The sequence below is a fragment of the Croceibacter atlanticus HTCC2559 genome, from assembly GCF_000196315.1.
Classification (GTDB): Bacteria; Bacteroidota; Bacteroidia; order Flavobacteriales; family Flavobacteriaceae; genus Croceibacter; species Croceibacter atlanticus.
The window spans coordinates 903,591-924,204 of the sequence record NC_014230.1; the positions used below are offsets into that span (position 1 = coordinate 903,591).

General features: G+C 34.5%; 19 protein-coding genes and 2 tRNA genes. 10 read left to right on the plus strand and 11 right to left on the minus strand.

What is annotated here, in order from left to right; genetic code table 11:
- Positions 1-149: 149 nt before the first annotated feature.
- Both CA2559_RS03990 and rseP read right to left on the minus strand, forming a co-directional pair.
- Positions 150-223 (minus strand) — tRNA-Asn (locus CA2559_RS03990).
- Between the two features lie 115 nt (positions 224-338).
- Positions 339-1,655, minus strand: coding sequence for an RIP metalloprotease RseP (gene rseP, locus CA2559_RS03995; RefSeq protein WP_041241108.1), 1,317 nt, complete (start codon positions 1,653-1,655; stop codon positions 339-341).
- A gap of 146 nt (positions 1,656-1,801) precedes the next feature.
- Between rseP and CA2559_RS04000 the strand changes: the two genes are divergently transcribed.
- The 4 genes from CA2559_RS04000 (at position 1,802) to CA2559_RS13860 (ending at position 5,046) form a co-directional block, all read left to right on the plus strand.
- Complete coding sequence (locus tag CA2559_RS04000) at positions 1,802-2,473, plus strand: SCO family protein (RefSeq protein ID WP_013186561.1); 672 nt, start codon at positions 1,802-1,804, stop codon at positions 2,471-2,473.
- 84 nt (positions 2,474-2,557) lie between these two features.
- Complete coding sequence (locus CA2559_RS04005; protein WP_013186562.1) at positions 2,558-2,788, plus strand: FeoA family protein; 231 nt, start codon at positions 2,558-2,560, stop codon at positions 2,786-2,788.
- A complete protein-coding gene (feoB, locus tag CA2559_RS04010) occupies positions 2,788-4,887 on the plus strand; it encodes a ferrous iron transport protein B (protein WP_013186563.1) in 2,100 nt (699 codons plus the stop codon). Before CA2559_RS04005 ends, feoB begins: the two co-directional genes overlap by 1 nt.
- Positions 4,888-4,899: 12 nt before the next feature.
- Entirely contained in the window at positions 4,900-5,046 is a 147-nt protein-coding gene (locus CA2559_RS13860) for a hypothetical protein (protein WP_013186564.1), read from the plus strand.
- Here the strand turns inward: CA2559_RS13860 and CA2559_RS04015 are convergent.
- The 4 genes from CA2559_RS04015 to CA2559_RS04030 all read right to left on the minus strand — a co-directional run bounded on the left by CA2559_RS04015 (position 5,043) and on the right by CA2559_RS04030 (position 7,959).
- Complete coding sequence (locus CA2559_RS04015; RefSeq protein ID WP_013186565.1) at positions 5,043-6,650, minus strand: S41 family peptidase; 1,608 nt, start codon at positions 6,648-6,650, stop codon at positions 5,043-5,045. The two genes, CA2559_RS13860 and CA2559_RS04015, sit on opposite strands and share 4 nt — an antisense overlap.
- A 10-nt stretch (positions 6,651-6,660) precedes the next feature.
- On the minus strand, positions 6,661-7,092 hold the full coding sequence (locus CA2559_RS04020) for a deoxycytidylate deaminase (RefSeq protein WP_013186566.1): 432 nt from the start codon (positions 7,090-7,092) through the stop codon (positions 6,661-6,663).
- Between the two features lie 60 nt (positions 7,093-7,152).
- Positions 7,153-7,734, minus strand: a complete 582-nt coding sequence (locus tag CA2559_RS04025) for a HupE/UreJ family protein (protein WP_013186567.1) — start codon at positions 7,732-7,734, stop codon at positions 7,153-7,155.
- 143 nt (positions 7,735-7,877) lie between these two features.
- A tRNA-Leu gene (locus CA2559_RS04030) sits at positions 7,878-7,959 on the minus strand.
- Between the two features lie 137 nt (positions 7,960-8,096).
- On the opposite strand from CA2559_RS04030, the gene CA2559_RS04035 reads away from it, so the two are divergent.
- The 5 genes from CA2559_RS04035 to CA2559_RS04055 all read left to right on the plus strand — a co-directional run bounded on the left by CA2559_RS04035 (position 8,097) and on the right by CA2559_RS04055 (position 12,684).
- Positions 8,097-9,038, plus strand: coding sequence for a ribose-phosphate pyrophosphokinase (locus tag CA2559_RS04035; RefSeq protein ID WP_013186568.1), 942 nt, complete (start codon positions 8,097-8,099; stop codon positions 9,036-9,038).
- 27 nt (positions 9,039-9,065) lie between these two features.
- Positions 9,066-9,719: a 50S ribosomal protein L25/general stress protein Ctc gene (locus CA2559_RS04040; RefSeq protein WP_013186569.1), complete on the plus strand. Its 654-nt coding sequence runs from the start codon at positions 9,066-9,068 to the stop codon at positions 9,717-9,719.
- Between the two features lie 69 nt (positions 9,720-9,788).
- Complete coding sequence (pth, locus tag CA2559_RS04045; protein WP_041240902.1) at positions 9,789-10,418, plus strand: aminoacyl-tRNA hydrolase; 630 nt, start codon at positions 9,789-9,791, stop codon at positions 10,416-10,418.
- A 2-nt stretch (positions 10,419-10,420) separates the two neighbouring features.
- Entirely contained in the window at positions 10,421-11,344 is a 924-nt protein-coding gene (locus tag CA2559_RS04050) for a bifunctional riboflavin kinase/FAD synthetase (protein WP_013186571.1), read from the plus strand.
- Positions 11,341-12,684 carry an HTTM domain-containing protein gene (locus CA2559_RS04055; protein ID WP_013186572.1) on the plus strand — a complete coding sequence of 448 codons (1,344 nt, stop codon included), beginning with the start codon at positions 11,341-11,343 and terminating at the stop codon, positions 12,682-12,684. The genes CA2559_RS04050 and CA2559_RS04055 overlap by 4 nt, the downstream gene beginning before the upstream one ends.
- On the opposite strand, the gene CA2559_RS04060 is transcribed toward CA2559_RS04055, so the two are convergent.
- The 4 genes from CA2559_RS04060 to pyrH all read right to left on the minus strand — a co-directional run bounded on the left by CA2559_RS04060 (position 12,674) and on the right by pyrH (position 19,014).
- Complete coding sequence (locus CA2559_RS04060) at positions 12,674-15,085, minus strand: efflux RND transporter permease subunit (RefSeq protein ID WP_013186573.1); 2,412 nt, start codon at positions 15,083-15,085, stop codon at positions 12,674-12,676. The two genes, CA2559_RS04055 and CA2559_RS04060, sit on opposite strands and share 11 nt — an antisense overlap.
- A gap of 59 nt (positions 15,086-15,144) precedes the next feature.
- Positions 15,145-17,589: a DUF5686 family protein gene (locus CA2559_RS04065; RefSeq protein ID WP_013186574.1), complete on the minus strand. Its 2,445-nt coding sequence runs from the start codon at positions 17,587-17,589 to the stop codon at positions 15,145-15,147.
- Positions 17,590-17,700: 111 nt separating this feature from the next.
- Positions 17,701-18,258 carry a ribosome recycling factor gene (gene frr / locus CA2559_RS04070; protein WP_013186575.1) on the minus strand — a complete coding sequence of 186 codons (558 nt, stop codon included), beginning with the start codon at positions 18,256-18,258 and terminating at the stop codon, positions 17,701-17,703.
- Positions 18,259-18,306: 48 nt separating this feature from the next.
- Complete coding sequence (gene pyrH / locus CA2559_RS04075; protein ID WP_013186576.1) at positions 18,307-19,014, minus strand: UMP kinase; 708 nt, start codon at positions 19,012-19,014, stop codon at positions 18,307-18,309.
- A gap of 149 nt (positions 19,015-19,163) precedes the next feature.
- Here pyrH and CA2559_RS04080 point away from each other — a divergent pair, with 149 nt between their 5' ends.
- Positions 19,164-19,898, plus strand: a complete 735-nt coding sequence (locus tag CA2559_RS04080; RefSeq protein WP_013186577.1) for a spondin domain-containing protein — start codon at positions 19,164-19,166, stop codon at positions 19,896-19,898.
- Between the two features lie 25 nt (positions 19,899-19,923).
- Here the strand turns inward: CA2559_RS04080 and CA2559_RS04085 are convergent, their stop codons facing one another.
- Positions 19,924-20,571 (minus strand): DUF6705 family protein, encoded by a 648-nt coding sequence (locus tag CA2559_RS04085; RefSeq protein ID WP_013186578.1) that lies wholly within the window; start codon positions 20,569-20,571, stop codon positions 19,924-19,926.
- Positions 20,572-20,614: the final 43 nt, after the last annotated feature.

A 20,614-nucleotide genomic window follows, 5' to 3' on the forward strand; every position in this document is an offset into this window, starting at 1 on the left:
AATTAATCATACAAAATCAAAACAATACGCGCGCGCGTGTTTAATTTAGATACTCAAAAATTGTTGCTAAAAACCAAATTGCGTAACAATTGTGTAACAATGGAAAATAAAAAAAGAGCTACATTTCTGTAACTCTTTCATTTTCAACGCTCCCCTTCTTGGACTCGAACCAAGGACCCTCTGATTAACAGTCAGATGCTCTAACCAACTGAGCTAAAGAGGAATGTATTTTAAAATTTTTACAATCTTGTTGCAAAAAAGAACTAATGTTTCTTTCAAAACGGATGCAAATATAAAACAATTTTTAAACTCGCAAAATGTTTTCTTTTATTTTTTTGCTATTCGAAAATAGCTCTGTAAATATCATTACCGTTTGCAAATAAAACTAACGCAATAATAATAAAGAAACCAACAAGTTGTGCGTATTCCATAAACTTATCTCCTGGCTTTCTTCCGCTTATTATTTCATAAAGGAGAAACATAACATGACCACCATCTAATGCAGGAATTGGCAAAATGTTCATAAATGCTAATATGATAGAAATTAAGGCTGTTGTCATCCAAAATGCCTGCCAGTTCCAAGCATCTGGGAATAAGTTCCCTATTGCTCCAAAACCACCAACTTGTGTTGCACCTTTGGCTGTAAACACATATTTAAATTGTGCTACGTAGTCCCTAAGTGTGTCATAACCATAGCTAAACCCTTCTGTTATACTTTGTCCCAATGTATATTGCTTAGTTTCAATACTTACGTTTTGCTTTGCAGACAAGCCTAGGTTCTCATCTTTTTCGGCAATTAAATTTAAAGTTTGTGTTGCTCCGTTTCTTATTACACCTACAGTAAACTCATTAGTTTCTAGGTTTGCTCTTTTTCTTTTAAACTCATTAAAAGAAGTAACTTTTTCTCCATTTATAGAAGTTAAATTATCTCCAACCAGAAAACCTGCTTTATCTGCTTTTGTGTTTTTTCCTATACTATCTAAAGTTACAGTTACTAGAGGTTGTATAGGTGTTGTAAGACCAGACTGCCAAAGTGTGTCACCAATATCTTCAGGGATATTTAATGTTTCCCTTGTACCGTCACTGTGTAACACTGTTATAGTATTTACATCTCTTAGCATTAAGTCTCTGTTAATAGCTAAAGAGTTTTCGTAGTCTTTGCCATTTACTTGTAAAATTTGATCTCCATTTTGAAATCCGTATTGCTCAAACTCTTCAGCAACATATAAGCCGTCTGGCATTTGTTCTGGGCCAGTGTAACCGCTTCCCCAAACAAATAAAACCATCATATATATAAAAAACCCTAATACAATATTTACAACAACACCACCAACCATAATAATTAGGCGTTGCCAAGCTGGTTTTGAACGAAACTCCCATTCTTTTGGTTCTTGGGCCATTTGTTCTTTGTCCATGCTTTCATCTATCATACCAGAGATTTTAACATAGCCTCCAAGTGGTAACCAGCCGATACCATAAACTGTCTCGCCAATTTTCTTTTTGAAAAGAGCAAACTTCACATCAAAGAATAGGAAAAACTTTTCTACTCGAGTTTTAAAGATTTTAGCAGGAATGTAATGTCCAAATTCATGTAGGACAATTAATAGTGATAAACTAAGTAATAACTGTATAGCTTTTATAAAGAATGGACTCATTTCCATAGTGTTGTCTAAATTTTAGTGTGCAAAAGTAAACTTTTCAGAATTTATGTCTCTTTTAAAGACATTTAATTAGTAAAGATTTAGCAATCTGTGTTACAAAATATGTTGCTGGATTGTAATTTTGCACAAATAATTTTCAGATGCTTCAGTTTTTTTCAAAATACAAGTGGTTTTTTGTGGTGATGTTTGTGCTTTCAGCAATTATTATCTACACATTTTATACCGTTTTAAAACCAACAAAAAAGCTGCCAATTTATCAGCCTGCAGATGTTAATGTTGAGTTGGTAGATACTACTGTACAATATGTAAGGAAGTATCATAAAATAAAAGATTTTGAGCTCATAAATCAAAACGGAGAAATAGTTACCCAGCAGGTCTTTGCAAATAAAATTTACGTAGCAGATTTTTTCTTCACTACCTGTCAAACTATTTGCCCTATAATGACAGATCACATGGCTAACCTTCAAGAAGAGCTACTTAACAACGATAATGTTTTGCTCTTGTCACATACCGTACAACCTGAAGTTGATAGTGTGCCTCAATTAAAAAAATACGCAAAAAAGAAAGGTGTTATAAATTCTAAATGGCATTTAGTAACTGGTAAGAAGAAAGACATTTACGATTTAGCCAGAAAAAGTTATTTGGCAAGTAAAACAGATGGCAACGGTGGTCCTTATGATATGATACATACCGAAAACTTTGTTTTGGTAGACCAGCAAAGGCGTATACGTGGCTTTTATGATGGGACTAAGCCAGAAAGTATAACTGAGATTTTAGAAGATATTAAGATTTTAGAACGAGAAGTAGAGTAGTTATAGAAGTTTATCTCATTATATTTTCCAAACCACTATAAATCGACTACTTTTGCTTATCTAAATTCAATCTAAATAAAAAAGTTGAAAGTAACTGTTGCTCATTTAAAACGCGGCCAACGCGGTATCATAAAAGATATTTCTGCAGAGGTTATTCCTTTAAAGCTTCTAGAAATGGGATGTTTGCCTGGCAATGAAGTAACATTGGTACAAACTGCGCCATTTAAGGATCCTATGTATCTTAATATAAATGGGAGCCATTTGGCTATAAGAAAAGAAACAGCTTTAAATATTGAAATAGATATTATCTCGTAATGCCCAAAAACATCAACGTCGCTCTTATTGGAAACCCAAACACAGGAAAGACATCTGTCTTTAACCATTTAACGGGTTTAAATCAACAAGTAGGAAACTATCCAGGTATTACTGTAGAAAAGAAAGAAGGTATTTGCAAATTGCCACGAGGCCTTAAAGCCCATATTTTAGATCTTCCAGGTACTTATAGCTTAAACGCTTCATCCTTAGATGAAAATGTGGTAATTGAGTTGTTATTAAATAAGAACGATAAAGATTACCCAGATGTTGCGGTAGTAGTTAGTGATGTTGAAAACCTAAAGCGAAATCTATTACTTTTTACACAGATAAAAGATTTAGGTTTACCAACAATTTTAGTGATTAATATGGCAGATCGTATGAAACGAAAAGCCATTAGTCTTGATATTCCTCTTTTAGAGAAACAGCTTAAAACTAAGATTGCTTTAGTTAGTGCCCGTAAAAAAGAAGGAATAGAAGAACTTAAAGAGTTAATCACAAATTTTAAACATATTTCCGACGAGCCCTGTGTAAATGCATCTGTAATAGCTCCAGATTATTTTGACAGGTTAAAAAAAGCATTTCCTAACCAATCCCTTTATAAGTTATGGTTGGTGATTACACAGGATGTAAACTTCGGAAAAATAGATAGAAAAAGGCCAGATGGTATTGCCTCTTTTAAAACTGAAAACACGAGCACTCTTAAACGGCTTCAGCAAAAAGAAACCATTTTAAGATATCAATTTATAAATGGCGTTTTAAGAGAAGGTTTAACTGTGGATAAAGAGAATGCTAAAGACCTTCGAGCAAGACTAGATAGGATATTAACCCATAAGGTTTGGGGGTACCTTATTTTCTTTGGAATCTTGTTGTTAATCTTCCAAGCTATTTACGACTGGTCTAGCTACCCAATGGATTTTATTGATGGCACATTTGCCTCTTTGGGCGAATGGGTTAAACAAGTATTGCCAGCTGGTGCATTTACAAACCTTATAAGTGAAGGAATTATACCTGGCTTAGGAGGTATTATCATATTTATACCTCAAATTGCCTTTTTATTTCTCTTTATTTCTGTTTTGGAAGAAAGTGGGTATATGAGTCGAGTGGTCTTTTTAATGGATCGAATAATGAGACGATTTGGCCTTAGTGGTAAAAGTGTTGTTCCATTAGTTTCAGGTACTGCTTGTGCCATTCCTGCTGTTATGGCATCGCGAAATATAGAAAGTTGGAAGGAACGGTTAATTACAATTCTTGTAGTGCCATTTACCACGTGTTCTGCACGGTTGCCTGTTTATCTTATAATAATTGCTTTGGTGATTCCTGAAGAGAAGTTCTTATTCTTCAATTTACAAGGGTTAACCTTAATGTTGCTTTATCTCTTGGGATTTGGAATGGCTATATTTTCTGCATTTATCCTTAATAAAATTCTTAAAATTAAAAGTAAAACTTACTTTGTTATAGAAATGCCCAACTATAAGCTGCCAATGCTTAAAAATGTGGCTATTAATGTAATAGAAAAAACCAAATCTTTTGTTGTAGGTGCTGGTAAAATTATACTAGCAATTAGTATTGTACTTTGGGTATTAGCTAGTTATGGTCCTGGTGAAAAATTTGAAAATGCAGAAACTTACGTTACTGAAAATATAGCTGCAGCAAATGCTACACAAGATGAGATAGATAAACACGTTGCCTCTTATAAACTTGAAAATTCTTATATAGGAATTATGGGTAAGTTTATTGAACCTGCAGTAAGTCCTTTGGGTTATGACTGGAAAATAGGAATAGCTATTGTAAGTTCTTTTGCAGCAAGAGAAGTATTTGTAGGAACATTGGCCACAATTTATAGTGTTGGTAGTGATGAAGAAGAAACGATTAAACGCCGTATGGCTGCAGAAGTGAACCCAATTTTAGGAGGACCTTTATTTAATCTTGCAAGCGGAATAAGCTTGTTGTTATTCTATGCTTTTGCCATGCAGTGTATGAGTACCTTGGCAATAGTTAAAAGAGAAACCAATACCTGGAAATGGCCGGTATTACAACTTGGTATAATGACAGCTATTGCTTACGTTGCAGCATTGGTTGCTTTTCAATTATTAAAATAGTAAATTAAAGAGATGGAACAATTGCAGAATATACTCGTAATAATCACAGCTAGTTTAGCTGTAATGTATTTAGTGGGCAAGTTTATTTGGAAACCAGCTTTTTTAAAGCCAAAAGCATCTAAAGTTGGTTGTGGTGAAAATGACTGTGGTTGCCACTAGTCTAAAAATCGACTAGCATCTTCGGTAGATATCTTAATTACCTTCTTTATAAACGCATCATCTTCATTTACTAATTTCTCAAAAGCATTACTGCCATATAATTGTTGTGCCATTGTTGCTTTTAGGTAACGTTTTAGATCAGGTAAATGATTTTTAACTTGTAGCCTATATCCTTGGTTTGCCGTATAGTTTATAAATTCTTGAGCTGTAGCATTTGTAATAAGTTCTTTCTCTACAAATTCATTAAAACTTAAACTCGTATAAAAGTCTCTGTTTTTTTCTAAAAGATTAAACACAAACCTGTTCATAAAGCCGCTTCGTAATAAAAAACGAATACTTTCACTTTCATATGAGGTGTCTTTAGGTATAAATATATCTGGTATAATACCGCCGCCACCATAAACAATTTTACCTTTTGGTGTTCTAAACTTTAAAGAATCTGCAACTGTTATACTGTCTTGGCTAATAAGCTCGCCATTTTTATATCTGTTTAAGTAATCACTAAAGTAAGCGTCGTTCCCATTTTCATAAGGTTTTTGGATGCTTCTTCCAGTAGGCGTGTAATAACGTGCAATGGTAAGGCGTACAGCGCTACCATCTCCTAGTGCCATTTCGCGTTGCACTAATCCTTTACCATAAGACCTGCGTCCTATAATTAATCCTCTATCGTTGTCTTGTATGGCTCCAGCTATAATTTCTGATGCAGACGCAGATGTTTCATCAATAAGCACATAAATACCACCATCTTCAAAGTTTCCGCTTCTTGTAGCGTAGGTGTTTTCTACCTTGCCCTTTTTGTTTTTTGTGAAAAGGATAAGCTTGTCGTCTTCTAAAAATTCATCTATAATTTTAGTGGTTTGACCAATATAGCCTCCAGGATTTCCGCGTAAATCTATAGCCAGTTCTGTGGCGCCTTGTTGTTGTAGGGTTGTAAGTGCCTGCTTAAATTCTGTATAGGTGCTTTCTGCAAAGCGGTTCATTTTTATATATCCCAACTCATCTGTTAGCATATAAAAGGCATCAACACTTTTTAGGGGAACATCACCTCGCTTAATTGTGGTTTTGAAGGTTTTGTCTTCACTAGGCCTGTAAACCGTAAGCGTTACATTTGTATTTCTTTTCCCTTTTAGAAAATTTGAAAGAGAATCGTTAGTTACATTATTTCCAAATAGCTTTATATTGTCTGCATAAAGTATTCTGTCTCCGCCAACAATACCACTTTTTTCACTTGGGCCACCTTCAATAGTATTTATAACAGAAATTGTATCTCTTATGGTGTAAAAACTAACACCAATCCCTACAAAGTCTCCTTTCATATTTTCGGCAACTGCTTTGTATTCGCTTTGAGGTATATATGTTGAGTGTGGGTCTAAATTTTCTAAGATGCCATCTACAGTAACATCTACAATGCTATCTGTATTAACTTGGTCTACATACTCATAGTCTATATAATCTATAAGTCTGTTTAGTTTTTCTTTTTTAGGGTTAGAGGCAAAAAGGCTTTCGCTTCCGTTAGAGAAGTTAAGCTTTGCGCCTAGAAATATTCCAAAAGCACAGGCTATGCCTAAAAAAAGTGGGAGATAAGATTTTTTGTAAAATTTCAAGTTGTTTGTGTTAGTCGTCTGGATTAGAAATATGTTCTATAAGGACGCCAGCTTTTTCTAAAAATTTCAATCCAGAGTTATCTTTATAGTCGTGTTGATATACAACGCGTTTTATGCCAGATTGGTGTATGAGTTTGCTACAATCTTTACAAGGAGACATTGTTATGTATAATGTTGCGTCCCTACAGGATTGTGTGCTTCCGGCAACTTTTAAAATGGCATTAGCTTCTGCATGCAATACATACCATTTTGTATAGCCTTCATCATCTTCACAATAATTTTCAAAACCAGTTGGGGTACCATTGTACCCATCACTTATAATCATCCTATCCTTTACAATAAGCGCGCCAACTTGTTTTCGTTTACAATGCGACAGCTGTCCCCATTCTCTAGCTATGCGTAAATAGGCTTTGTCGTATTTAAGTTGTTTTTTTTGAGACATTTAAGTGGGTTTAAAACTTTTTAAAAGTAATAGATTTATTATAAAAAAGAATTTAAGAGCTTACCAAAGCCAGTTTTCAAAAAGTATAGGTAAAACTATACCTATTACTATAGAAGAGGAAACAATAATCCAATCTCTGCGACTTATGCTTAATAAAGACTGGCAAACAAAACTAATTCCTAGAACGGCTAATACTACAAGAATTTGAGATACTTCTATTCCAGCTGCAAACCCTACTAATGGCAAAACTTTTTGATCTCCAGTAGCTATCATTTTAAAATACGTTGAAAACCCAAAACCGTGTATTAACCCAAAGAAAAGCGTCGCAATGTATTGACCATAATGTTTTCTGGCAGTTGTGTTTTTATCCGCAATCTTTAAATTGTAAACAGCTGCTAGTATAATGGTTACGGGTATTAAAAACTCTATAATTGAGCTGTCAACCGTAAAAATACCGAATGATGATACTATTAATGAGAGTGTGTGTCCAATTGTAAACAGCGTAACCAGAGCAAGAACTTTTTGCCATTCCTTAAATGAATACACAGCTACTAATACAATAAAGAACAATACATGATCGTAGGCGTTAATATCTAAGACGTGAGTTAAACCAAGCTCAAAAAAAAGCTGTAATTGATTCATTGTTTTTAATAGTTTAATTGGAGCTTATAAAGGTACTTAATCTATAGTAGATACGTTAACAGCTATTTCTGAAGAATGATTAAAAAGTACTTTTCAATAAAAAACCCATAATAACAAATAGAATTTGCTGTTATGGGTTTTCGTACTCAAGGCGGGAATCGAACCCGCACAACCGAAGTTACTGGATTTTGAATCCAGCGCGTCTACCAGTTCCGCCACTTGAGCATTAATGGACGGCAAAATTAACAAATTATTTTATAGGTAACCTTAAATTTCACCACATTCTTTTACCTTAAACTCAAAGAATTACCTATTTTTGCACCTCATTTTGAAAACTTAAGCTTAACCAACTCAAAATCAATATGCCAGAGGTTACTACAGAAGCAAAAATCTTTGCTTGTACACAAAGTAAAACACTAGCTGAAAACATAGCAAGCCATTACGGTGTGCCAATTGGTAACGTTATAACATCAACTTATAGTGATGGTGAGTTTCAGCCTTCATTTGAGGAGTCTGTAAGAGGTACAAGAGTTTTTATTATTGGGTCTACAAATCCTGGACCTAATAACTTAATGGAAATGTTACTTATGCTTGATGCTGCTAAACGTGCATCTGCAAGACATATAACTGCAGTATTGCCATATTTTGGATGGGCAAGACAAGACAGAAAAGACAAACCAAGAGTGCCAATTGCGGCAAAATTGGTAGCAAAAATGCTAGAGACTGCTGGAGCAACACGTATAATTACAATGGACCTTCACGCAGACCAAATACAAGGCTTTTTTGAAAGGCCAGTAGATCATTTATTTGCTTCAACAATTTTCTTGGAGCAAATTAGAGATTTAAACTTAGACAATCTTATGATAGCTTCTCCAGATATGGGAGGTTCTAAAAGAGCATATGCATACAGCAAAGCTCTTGAAAGTGAGGTTGTTATTTGTTATAAACAACGTGCCAAGGCCAATGTTATTTCGCATATGGAGCTAATTGGTGATGTTACAGGCAAGAATGTCATCCTTGTAGATGATATGGTAGACACTGCTGGAACATTAACAAAAGCTGCAGATTTAATGATGGAGCGTGGCGCAAAAAGTGTACGAGCAATATGTACACACCCAATTTTATCTGGGAATGCTTATGAACGTATAGAGAATTCTAAACTGGAACAATTAATTGTTACAGATTCAATCCCTCTAACACAAAAAAGCAATAAGATAAAAGTGGTGTCTTGTGCTAAACTCTTTGCAGAGGTTATGACAAGAGTACACCACAACAAGTCGATTAGTTCGACATTTGTAATGTAATTTATTAATTAATCAAAATAGACTAATATGAAGTCAATTACGATTTACGGATCGAAAAGAGAAAGCCTAGGGAAGAAGGCAACTAAAGCCCTACGTAATGCTGAAGCGGTTCCTTGCGTATTATACGGAGGAGAAAAACCTGTACATTTTTCAGCAGAAGAAAAAGAGTTCAGAAACCTTATCTATACGCCAGATGTACACACTGTCGTAATTGAATTAGATAATGGAGAAAAGTACAATGCAATTGTACAAGATCTTCAGTTTCACCCAGTATCAGAAGCTATCTTACACGTAGATTTCTACGAAATTGTAGATGGTCGTCCTATTACTATGGAAATTCCTATCCACAGTGAAGGTGTAGCAAAAGGTGTTAAGAATGGTGGTGTTTTACGTTTTAACCTAAGACGTTTAAAAGTTAAAGGTTTAGCTAAAAACTTACCAGATTATATCGTTGCAGATGTTACTAAACTTAAAATTGGTAACAAGTTATATGTAACTGAAGTTGCAAATGACGATTACAAAATTCTTCACCCAGATAACACGGTAATTTGCCAAGTTAAAACATCTCGTAACATTACAGCTCTTGATGATGAGGATGATGAGGATGAAGTGGCACCAGGAGATGTTCCAGCTACAGAAACAGACGATGTTGCTGCAGTTAAAGAAGGAACAGACGAATAGTCTTAAATCTCATAAGCAAATCATAAAACATCCGTCCATATGGCGGATGTTTTTTATTTTTACAGAAGTATGTTAGCATTCTTCGGAAGACTTTTTAGTAAACCAAAAGACGCTTCACCAGAAATTGACCCTATGCGAAAATTTTTGATTGTAGGCCTAGGTAATATTGGGCCAAAATATCACAATACAAGACACAATATTGGTTTTAAGATATTAGACCATTTAGCAGAACAAGAAGATCTTGTTTTTGAACCTAATAAATTAGGAGACACTGCAACCTATAAATTTAAAGGACGCACCTTTATACTGCTTAAGCCATCTACATTTATGAACTTAAGTGGAAAAGCTGTAAATTATTGGATGCAGAAAGAAAAAATTAGAACCAGTAATTTACTAATTATAACAGACGACTTAAACTTACCATTTGGTACTATACGTTTAAAAACTAAAGGAAGTGATGGTGGTCATAATGGATTAAAAGATATACAGGCACAGCTAAAAACAGTTGGTTATCCTAGGTTTAGGTTTGGGATATCTAATGAGTTTTCTAAAGGAAGGCAGGTAGACTACGTTTTAGGTGAATGGAGTGAGGAAGAAGAATCACAGATGAAAGAACGCTTAGATACCTCTGTAGAACTTATAAAATCTTTTGGCACTGCAGGCGTATCTATCACAATGAATACATTTAACGGCAAATAATTTTGGAGCAACACACAAACGCTAATACATTTTCAGGTTCTAAAAATACCGTTGTAACAATTGGTACTTTTGATGGTGTACACATAGGGCATCAAAAAATAGTAAATCGCTTGGTTAATCAGGCTGAACTAGATTCTGTTATCCTTACATTTTTTCCGCACCCAAGAATGGTGTTACAGCAAGACAACACAATAAAGTTGTTGCATACTATAGAGGAAAAAACAACCGTATTAGAGCAATTAGGCTTAGATCATTTAGTTATACATCCTTTTACAAAAGAGTTTAGTAGGTTAACGGCTCAACAATTTGTAGAAAACATTTTAGTGAATCAATTAAAAGCAAAAAAAATTATAATAGGTTATGATCATAGGTTTGGTAGAAATCGTACCGCAGATATAAGCACTTTTAAAGACTTTGGAGAACAGTATGGATTTGTGGTTGAGGAGATTACAAAGCAAGATGTTGATGATGTTGCTGTGAGTTCTACCAAGATAAGAACTGCGTTGCAAAAAGGACAAATAGAGAAAGCAAATGCTTTTTTAGGACAACCATATATGTTAACCGGTACTATTGTAAAGGGTAAAGGAATTGGTAAGACCTTAGGCTATCCCACAGCAAACATTCAAATTGAAGAAGCCTATAAGCTAATTCCTAAAAATGGAGTTTACATTGTTAAAACAAACTTTAAAGGAATCACATACTTTGGAATGATGAATATTGGGACTAACCCTACAGTTGGCGGTAAATCTCAAACAATAGAGACCTATTTCTTTAATATGGATACTGATTTGTATGGAAGTAAAATGACCATACAAATGCTTAAGCGTATTAGAGATGAAAAGAAATTTGCGAGCGTAGACCAACTTATTGAAGCGATGCAGAACGATGAGAAAATATCAATCAATTATATTGAAACGTTATCATGAACCTCAATAAACTCCTCTTTAAGCAAATAGACAACAGTGCACTTATCGTTTTTAGATGGATATTTGGGCTACTCATTACGTTAGAAGCTTGGGGAGCTATTTTTACAGGTTGGATAAAGCGCACCTTAATTGAACCACAACAAACCTTTAATTTTATCGGCTTAGATTTCTTACAGCCTTTACCTGGAGATGGTATGTATTATTACTACGCATTAATGGGACTTTTTGGGGTATTGGTAATGATAGGTTATAAGTATAGGTTTAGCATGTCTTGCTATACAGTTATGTGGGCGTGTGTATATTTAATGCAAAAGTCTTCATATAATAATCATTATTATTTATTAATGTTGTTGTGCTTTATAATGATCTTTTTACCTGCGCACAGATGGGCTAGTGTAGATGCTTGGAAAAAACCTAGCATTAAGAAGATTAAAATGCCAAGATGGGTTGTGCTATTTATAATAGTTCAGCTTTGGATTGTATACACCTACGCATCAGTGGCTAAACTTTACCCAGATTGGCTAAATGCAACCGTAGCAGAAAACCTTATGAGAGGTAAGAAAGACTATTGGTTGGTTGGAGACTTTCTTCAACAGGATTGGGTACATTATTGTATTGCATATACCGGTATATTATTCGACTTACTTGTTATACCACTATTGCTAATTAAACGTACACGTTGGTTTATAGTTATTGCGAGTGTATTTTTTCATTTGTTTAATAGCTTTGTTTTTCAAATAGGTATTTTTCCTTATCTCTCATTAGCATTTATTTTATTTTTCTTCACGACAGAAACGATAAACAAAAGATTTTTAAAAGGAAAACCTCATTATTCTGAAGGTGAAATTATTATACCTAACTATAAACCAATCCTTATTTGTATTACTGGAGTTTGGTTTATTATTCAGATAGGGTTGCCATTAAGGCATTGGGTAATACCAGACAATGTTTTGTGGACCGAAGAAGGCCATAGACTTAGCTGGAGAATGATGTTGAGAAGTAAATCAGGAAGCACTTCTTTTGTGGTTGAAGAAAAGGATACAGGAAAAAGAACCCGAGTAAATTTAGAAGACTACTTGACTAGAAAACAACTTAGGACAGTGTCTTCCAAACCAGATTGTATGTGGCAATTTGCACAACGTCTTAAGAGTGAATATGCTGCCAAAGGCAAGGATATAGCGGTGTATGTAAATTCTCGAGTAAAAGTAAATGGTAGGCCTTATCAGCAATTTACAGACCCTAATGTAGATCTTGCAAATACCAAATGGGATTATTTTGGACACGCCACTTGGATTATGCCAAGTAAATTAGAAGAGGTTAAACCTATGCTTAAGAAGTAGATTTTTCATTCTCTACATCTTCCATATCTTCTTCTTCTGCAATTATCCTTAAAGATGGTTCTCTCATAACCTCTTTATTTGCAATCACTTTTTCTAAAGATAGTAATAGCGCAGGCAATAAAATAAGGTTAGAAAGCATAGCAAAAAGTAGCGTAGCAGAAACCAAGCCTCCAAGCGCTTTTGTGCCTCCAAAATTACTAATCATGAATATTGAAAATCCAAAGAATAATACAATTGATGTATAAAACATACTTACACCGGTTTCTTTTAAAGCTGCATAAACAGACTTCTTAATACGCCAGTTGTTTGCTTTGAGCTCTTGCCTATATTTTGCCAAGAAATGAATAGTATCATCTACAGAAATACCAAATGCGATACTAAATACTAAAATTGTTGAAGGTTTTATAGGAATGCCTAAAAAGCCCATCATACCAGCTGTTACTAATAATGGTAATAGGTTTGGTACTAGTGATACAAAAATCATTCTAGCAGACCTAAACATCCAAGCCATAAAAACAGCTATTAGTAAGATGGCTAATGATAGTGAAAGCACAAGGTTGTTTACTAAATACGTAGTTCCTTTTTGAAAGATTAATGCACGACCTGTAAATGTTACATCATACCTGTCTTCTGGAAATATCTTATTAATTTGAGGCCATAACGCTTCCTCTATGCGCTCCATTTTTTCTGTACCAATGTCTTTCATAAACGTAGTCATGCGGGCATACTGTCCTGTGGAGTCTACATAAGTGCTTAATATATTACCGTTAGCAGATGAGTTTTTGGTATAGGGTAAGATGAAGTTGCGCTCTTGAGAAGTTGGCAATTGGTAATACTTAGGATTACCATTGTAATAAGCCTGTTTTGTATACTTTACCAAACTCACTACAGAGAGTGGTTTAGAAAGTTCAGGAACATCAACTAAAAGCTCTTGAAGTTGATCCATACGTTTAAGTGTGGCAGCTTTTAATACTCCATTTTTGCGCTTAGTATCAATAAGAATTTCTAATGGCATAACGCCACCAAATTCATCTTGAAAAAACTCAATGTCTTTAAAAAAGCTAGCTTCCTTAGGCATATCCTCAAGTAGGCTTCCTGATAATTTTATGGTATAAATTCCTATAATACTTGTTACTAAGAGAATTATAGAGACTATATAAATCATTATACGTTTATGGCGCACAATGTTTTCTATCCAATTTACCCAACCTTCAACCCAACGTTTATTCAAATGCTCAAGGTGCTTTTCTTTAGGCATTGGTAAGTAACTATACAGTATAGGTATAATTAAAAGACTTAACAGGAAGATGGCTAATATGTTTATTGAAGCCACAACACCAAACTCTTTAAGAAGTGTGCTGTCTGTAAGTATAAACGTAGCAAAACCAGAAGCTGTAGTTACGTTTGTCATTAAAGTTGCATTACCAATTTTAGTAATTACACGTTGTAAAGACTTTGCTTTATTACCGTGATTTTTAATTTCTTGTTGGTATTTATTTATAAGGAAGATACAGTTAGGTATTCCTATTACAATGATTAAAGGTGGTATTATGGCCGTAAGAACAGTAATTTCATATCGCAGTAGGCCTAAGAACCCAAAAGCCCACATAACACCTATAAGTACAGTAATCATAGAAATTAAAGTGGCTCTAAAGCTTCTAAAAAAGAGGAAGAAAATCAAGGAGGTTACAAATAATGCACCACCTACAAACAATCCAATTTCATCAATAATGTTTTGTGAGTTTAAGGTCCTTATATAAGGCATACCAGAGACATAAACATTAATGTCTTGGCTTTCTTCAAACTCCTCAATAATTGGAATGAGTTCTTTTAGTATAAAGTCTTTACGGGCTTTTTTATTTATAATAGCCTTGTCTAAATACAGTGCGGTTTGTACGGTATTGGTCTTCTTGCTATATACCAAGCCTTCATAAAATGGAAGCTTGTTAAATATGGTAGTTTCGTAGTTTTTTAATGAATCTGCATTTAAAACTTTTGGTGCAGCATCAACAAGCTCGAACCTGTTTGGGTCTGAAAATTTTTCTAACCTCTTAAGGTTGTCAACTCCAATTGTAGATTCTACTTCGCTGTAAGTTCTTAGTTTTTTGGTAAGGGCATTCCAAGCTTCAAATTTCTTGGGTATAAATAATGTTGAGTCATTTGTGGCAATAACAATAAGATTACCTTCTTCTCCAAACTTGTCTAAGAATTTATTGTACTCAATATTTATAGGGTGATCATCTGGTAGTAAATTGGCTTCAGTAAAAGAAAACTGCATGTGTTTCCATTGTGAACCAAGAAAAACGGTAGCACCAATTACTGCAATTAATATTAATAGACGATTTCGAAGTATAAATCGTGCAATTGTATTCCAGAACCCAAAACTGAATAGTTTAGCCATCAACTCAAATTAAGAGCTGCAAAGTTAGGCATTGTTAGGAATACTAAAGGATTGTAAACTTACAATTTAAGGTAAAATGTAAATTTAATAGAAAGGTTGTCTGTCCAGTCTGATAAATGGTAGGCGCCATACCTATAAGCAAAGCTGGTTCCGAACCCTAAAAACAGTTTGTTTATCTCTAAACCGGCTTCATTATAACCGTGATTTAGTGTGTTGTATGGCCTACTGTGGTTTTCTTGATTGCCACTATCACCTATAGCGTGACGTGAAATAAGCACAACTTCTGGCTGAAACTTAGTTGTAAAATTAAGCGGCCTTAATGTGTGTCTTATTTGTAAGGTTGCAAGTTTATCACTAAAAAACTCACTAAAATACATAGTTTCAAAACTTCGTCTTCCGGCTACTGAAAAGCGTTGAAACACAGTTTCTTTAGTTGGTGCGTTAGGGTAGGCGTGAAATAAATGCGTTAGGGGTATGTTACCAAAAGAATAATCTCCTTCTAGCAAAATAGCTGTGTGGCTTTTATTTAAGCGTTTAATCTGATAGTCTATTTTAGCACCAATTTTTGTGTAATTGAAGTCACCTTCTAAAACACCATCAAAACTTTGAACTATTTGAGCAGAAAACTTAGGGAAATTTTCCTCAAACTCTATCGTCTTTCTCGGCCCTCTCAAAAACTTACTAAAAGGGCTCCATCTTACTGCAAAAACAGCTTCGGTTATGCGATAATCATTGTATAGCACGCCGTCATCTAAAAAGCGGTATCCTGCTGTTTGGAAAATATGACTTCTCCTGAACATAGTTTCAGTAAGAAGTTTGGGAGTAAATTTATGTTGTAAGCTTGTACGCCACGTTTTATGCTGGTAGTAAAAATCTATATTAACCAATCTTGGTTCAAAAAGAGAATACACCAACTTATCTGTGAGGTAAACAAAACTACCAACCTCTGCAACATCGCTTGTATAATTTACATTAAACCAAGAAGAAGACTCTTCTCGAAGCAGCACACCAGCACCAAAGCTATATTTAAAGGTGTGATCCTTAAATCCATACACACCGTAACCTTCTAGCCTAAAGTCTTTTGAAAATTTTTGATTGGTAATACCGCCAGTTCCCAAACGCATACCTTCGTAATTATTATATTTTACAAGGGTTCTTAAATCTACATCCCAAAAACCGATAGGGTAATAACCTTCATTAAAGTTTTGAATAACATCTATACGGCGTTCAATATTTTCTGCTTTAACTATACTGTCTACGCGTTTAGAGGTTGCTTTGTCTCTATCTGTAAATGGTTCTGACCTGTAAGTTTCCCAAAACGATTCAGGTTTATCAATTGCTTCTGGTAAGATTTCAATAGCGTAATTACCACGGCTAAGCGCTAAATCTGGATTTAAAACAACATCTGAAACTGTAGATGTTGAGCTTAAGTATAGCTTGTCTGCATCTATACCGCTTATGGTGTCATTTTTTTTAATGTTTTTTCTTTGTAATTGTCCTACAGAAATATTTCCACCAAAAACAGAGATAGATTTACCTCCTTTTCCAGGTTTTATTGTCACAGATGACGACTCTGGAAACCACACATCTTGTGAGTTTAGATAACTAAACTCTTGTGTGGTTTCAATATTTACAACACCATTTAATTGTCCTATTGCTTTTTGAAGCGCTAAAGACTCTGTGTCTAAATAAAGAACTCCTTCTAAACCTGCAACTGCTCGCTGTCTTTTTGGCTTAAAGTAAATTACATAAGCTGGCCTACTACCAGTTGTTGTGTCTAGTATTTTATACCTGTAATTATTAAAGGGCTTTTTTGAAAGTGGGCTTGCATAGTCGGTTTCAAAAACAGTATAGTCTTCTTTATACCACGAAAGTGACTGTAGTTGTAATGCTAAAAGTTCATAAACTGGTTTCTCAAAGCCGGCAGTATTAGTACCCTTAACAGTTTCTTTTAATCCTTTTTCCTTAGAGTACTCGTAAGTACTTACCTTTTCTGAAAGATAGGCTCTACTTGAATTTATAAGTGTTTCAATTTCAAAATTAGCAGAATCTACGTCAACTTTAAAATCTTCATTATCTATAATAAACTTATTATAAGAGGTGTATTTATAAGAAGACAGTTTTTGATCTGGATCGTTCTGAGTTTTATTTTTAATAGCTAATGCTATAATCTCATTTGCAGGATTATTTTGCTCTGTAAGAACAACCTCATTAAGCTGTTCTTGAGATGCTTTAAGGACAATGCTATACTTAAATTTTGAGTCTTTTAGCTTAATAGTTTTTGGAGCAAAACCAATATAGCTAACTGTAAACTCTTTAGCAGAAGTAGAGTTTGTGAATTCAAAAACCCCATTAATATCTGTTAGGGTAACAGGATTATTGTTTATGCTTATTTGCGCAAATGCTAAAGGCTCTTTTTGTGTTGTAACTGTTCCTGTAATATATTGTTGAGCAGTTCCCGTTATAGAGAACAAGCAACAAACAAAAACAAGCAGTCTTAGCATAACAATTTATTTAAAAAAAGACTGCCTAAAACATAAAGACACTCTTAATGATAACCATTAAGACAACGCATTAATGTTTTAGGCAGTATATAATGTCTAAATGAAAAATAGTTAGACTTTCATAATTTCAACCTCTTTTGCAGCATACACTTCATCTATTTTTGCAATGTATTTATCTGTAAGGTTTTGTACGTCTATCTCTGCGTTTTTCTTAAGATCCTCAGAAGCGTCTTCTAACTTCTTAATTTCTTGGTTTGCATTTTTACGGTCATTTCTAACCCCAATTTTAGATTCTTCAGCTTCGTTTTTAGCTTGTTTAGCTAATTCTTTACGACGCTCTTCTGTTAATGGTGGCACGTTTATAATTACGCTCTCTCCATTGTTCATAGGATTAAAACCTAAATTGGCATTCATGATAGCTTTTTCAATCTCCTGGATCATAGATTTTTCAAAAGGCTGAATAGATATTGTTCTTGCGTCTGGTGTATTTACATTACCAACTTGATTAAGAGGTGTTGGAGACCCATAATAGTCTACCATTACTCCAGATAACATTGCAGGACTAGCTTTTCCTGCGCGTATATTTATAAGTTTCTTTTCTAAGTGCTTTATGGCTTTTTCCATATCTTCCTTAGTGCTGTCTATTATAAATTTTAAATCGTCGTTCATGATATTTATAGTATTTTAAAAAAACTCAAATCAAATGTTGCGCCAAAGTTACATATTAACTTTGGTTCCAATAGTTTCTCCAGAAACCACTTTTAGTAAATTACCTGGTGTATTCATATCAAATACAATTATCGGCAATTTGTTTTCTTGGCTTAATGTAAATGCCGTTGTATCCATAACTTTCAAACCTTTTTTAAGAACATCATCAAACGTTATGTAATCAAACTTAGTAGCTTCTTTATCTTTTTCTGGATCTGCTGTGTAAATACCATCTACACGAGTTCCTTTTAAGATTACATCTGCTTCAATCTCTATAGCTCTAAGAACTGCAGCAGAGTCTGTAGTAAAGTAAGGATTACCTGTGCCTCCACCAAAAATAACCACGCGTCCTTTTTCTAAATGGCGCATAGCTTTACGTCTAATAAAAGGCTCTGCAACTTCATTTATTTTTATAGCGGTTTGTAAGCGTGTCTGTATACCGGCATCTTCACAAGCACTTTGTAGCGCCAAGCCATTAATTACAGTGGCTAACATACCCATATGATCGCCCTGTACGCGATCCATACCTCTACTAGCTCCAGCAACACCTCTAAAGATATTGCCACCACCAATAACTATTGCAACCTCTACACCTTTATCTATAATAGTTTTTATATCCTGTGCATACTCTGCTAGGCGATCTGGGTCTATCCCGTATTGGCGGTTTCCCATTAAAGCTTCACCAGAAAGTTTGAGTAAGATGCGTTTGTATTGCATAGGTAGATATTAAGTAATGTGAAATTTTGCACAAAAATAATCAAAAAAACTCAGTGTGCTTAGGATATTAAAACTAGTGTATTAGTTTTTACGTTAGTATGTAAGATACTTTATTTATTTTCGACCTAATAGTTTAATATTCAGTAGTTATGACCTATTCCTATAAACCTTTTTTATTAGTGTTATTTTGTGCGTTTATATCTTGTAATGTAGATGAAGATGCCAACAAAAATAACGAAGACAATAATTTTAATACAGTTAATGAGGTGCCAGAAGAACCTAATGATAACACACCCTTAACGGCAACCTATACTGTTGAGTTTATTGGTGAGTGGACCGCAGAAAGTCATCCTAATATGTTTCCTAATGATGACCATTTTTCTAAAACCATACTACTTACGCATAATGCTAATGTGACTTTATTTACTGAAGGCGAATTGGCTAGTACAGGTATTGAAGATATGTCTGAAATAGGCGACAATGACAATTTAGAAGTTGAAATGCAAACGTTAATATCTGCTGGAGAGGCAAACCAATATAAAATTGGACCAGCAAGTATACCAGGTAATGGCACAGATTTACTTACTGTTGAAGCTACTCAAAATTTCTCTAAGTTAAGTTATGTAGCTATGATAGCGCCAAGCCCAGATTGGTTTTCTGGAGTATCATCTGTATCATTATTTGAAAATGATTCTTGGGTAAACACTGTTGAAATTGATGTAAAGGCCTATGATGCTGGTACAGAAAACGGAAATACATTTAGCTATGATAATGCTGAAACAATACCGCAACAACCAATTACCCAAATATCTGACGCACCATTAGGAGATGGAACAACAGTATCACCACGTTTAGGTTATTTAAGAATAACGTTACAGGAGTAAAAACTTGCATTTTTATTTTGAACGCTTACTCCACTTTATTTAAAGTATAAAAGCCAAGGCGAATACGATCATCGCCAAGCTCGCCTAATGGGTACGTGAATGTGCCAGAAACCCGCATAACAAGCTTAATTTGCTCCACAGGATTACCTTGGCTGTTGGCAGGGATGTGCTGGATGTACATTCTATAGGGTATGTAATCCCGCTGCGGATCATCTATATGTAATTTGACTGCCAACTCGTCTGTGCAGGTCTCACACAACTCGGTATTATTTATGTTTGTTATGTAATTTCCCTTAATGAGGTGTTCATAAGGATCTGTCGAAGATTGTAGCTCTCCTAAAGAGTTGACAAGCTCTATACCTTCACTATTGATGTATTTATATTCACCATAAAGCATGTCTTCTTCATATTCAGCATTAGTATATGATGTGGTAAGATATTTCTCGTTAAAAACCAGAGATAGTTCAAATGTTTCCAAGCCACTGGTAACCTTCCAAGTGCCAACCAACCTGCCCAAATCATTGTTAAAGTCCTTGTAGTAGGTATTCTCTTGTGCTATTTCACGCCAGTTGTCGTTACTGTAAAGTGGTTTGGTCTCCTGTACAAATTGCGCCTTGCAGGATATTGCTGTTAACAGTATTATAGCTATCAAATATATTCTAGTCATCATCATTAATTACAGGTGTTTGAGGTGTCCAGTGTATCATTTTCGCCTA

Excerpts from the sequence above, each read along its gene's own strand:
- CA2559_RS04055 (WP_013186572.1), top strand. The coding sequence starts at position 11,341 with ATGAACCTCAATAAACTCCTCTTTAAGCAAATAGACAACAGTGCACTT.
- CA2559_RS04065 (WP_013186574.1), bottom strand. The coding sequence starts at position 17,589 with ATGCTAAGACTGCTTGTTTTTGTTTGTTGCTTGTTCTCTATAACGGGA.
- CA2559_RS04035 (WP_013186568.1), top strand. The coding sequence starts at position 8,097 with ATGCCAGAGGTTACTACAGAAGCAAAAATCTTTGCTTGTACACAAAGT.
- pyrH (WP_013186576.1), bottom strand. The coding sequence starts at position 19,014 with ATGCAATACAAACGCATCTTACTCAAACTTTCTGGTGAAGCTTTAATG.
- CA2559_RS04060 (WP_013186573.1), bottom strand. The coding sequence starts at position 15,085 with ATGGCTAAACTATTCAGTTTTGGGTTCTGGAATACAATTGCACGATTT.
- rseP (WP_041241108.1), bottom strand. The coding sequence starts at position 1,655 with ATGAGTCCATTCTTTATAAAAGCTATACAGTTATTACTTAGTTTATCA.
- feoB (WP_013186563.1), top strand. The coding sequence starts at position 2,788 with ATGCCCAAAAACATCAACGTCGCTCTTATTGGAAACCCAAACACAGGA.
- CA2559_RS04020 (WP_013186566.1), bottom strand. The coding sequence starts at position 7,092 with ATGTCTCAAAAAAAACAACTTAAATACGACAAAGCCTATTTACGCATA.
- CA2559_RS04025 (WP_013186567.1), bottom strand. The coding sequence starts at position 7,734 with ATGAATCAATTACAGCTTTTTTTTGAGCTTGGTTTAACTCACGTCTTA.
- CA2559_RS04040 (WP_013186569.1), top strand. The coding sequence starts at position 9,066 with ATGAAGTCAATTACGATTTACGGATCGAAAAGAGAAAGCCTAGGGAAG.
- CA2559_RS04080 (WP_013186577.1), top strand. The coding sequence starts at position 19,164 with ATGACCTATTCCTATAAACCTTTTTTATTAGTGTTATTTTGTGCGTTT.
- CA2559_RS04000 (WP_013186561.1), top strand. The coding sequence starts at position 1,802 with ATGCTTCAGTTTTTTTCAAAATACAAGTGGTTTTTTGTGGTGATGTTT.
- CA2559_RS04085 (WP_013186578.1), bottom strand. The coding sequence starts at position 20,571 with ATGATGATGACTAGAATATATTTGATAGCTATAATACTGTTAACAGCA.
- pth (WP_041240902.1), top strand. The coding sequence starts at position 9,789 with ATGTTAGCATTCTTCGGAAGACTTTTTAGTAAACCAAAAGACGCTTCA.
- CA2559_RS13860 (WP_013186564.1), top strand. The coding sequence starts at position 4,900 with ATGGAACAATTGCAGAATATACTCGTAATAATCACAGCTAGTTTAGCT.
- frr (WP_013186575.1), bottom strand. The coding sequence starts at position 18,258 with ATGAACGACGATTTAAAATTTATAATAGACAGCACTAAGGAAGATATG.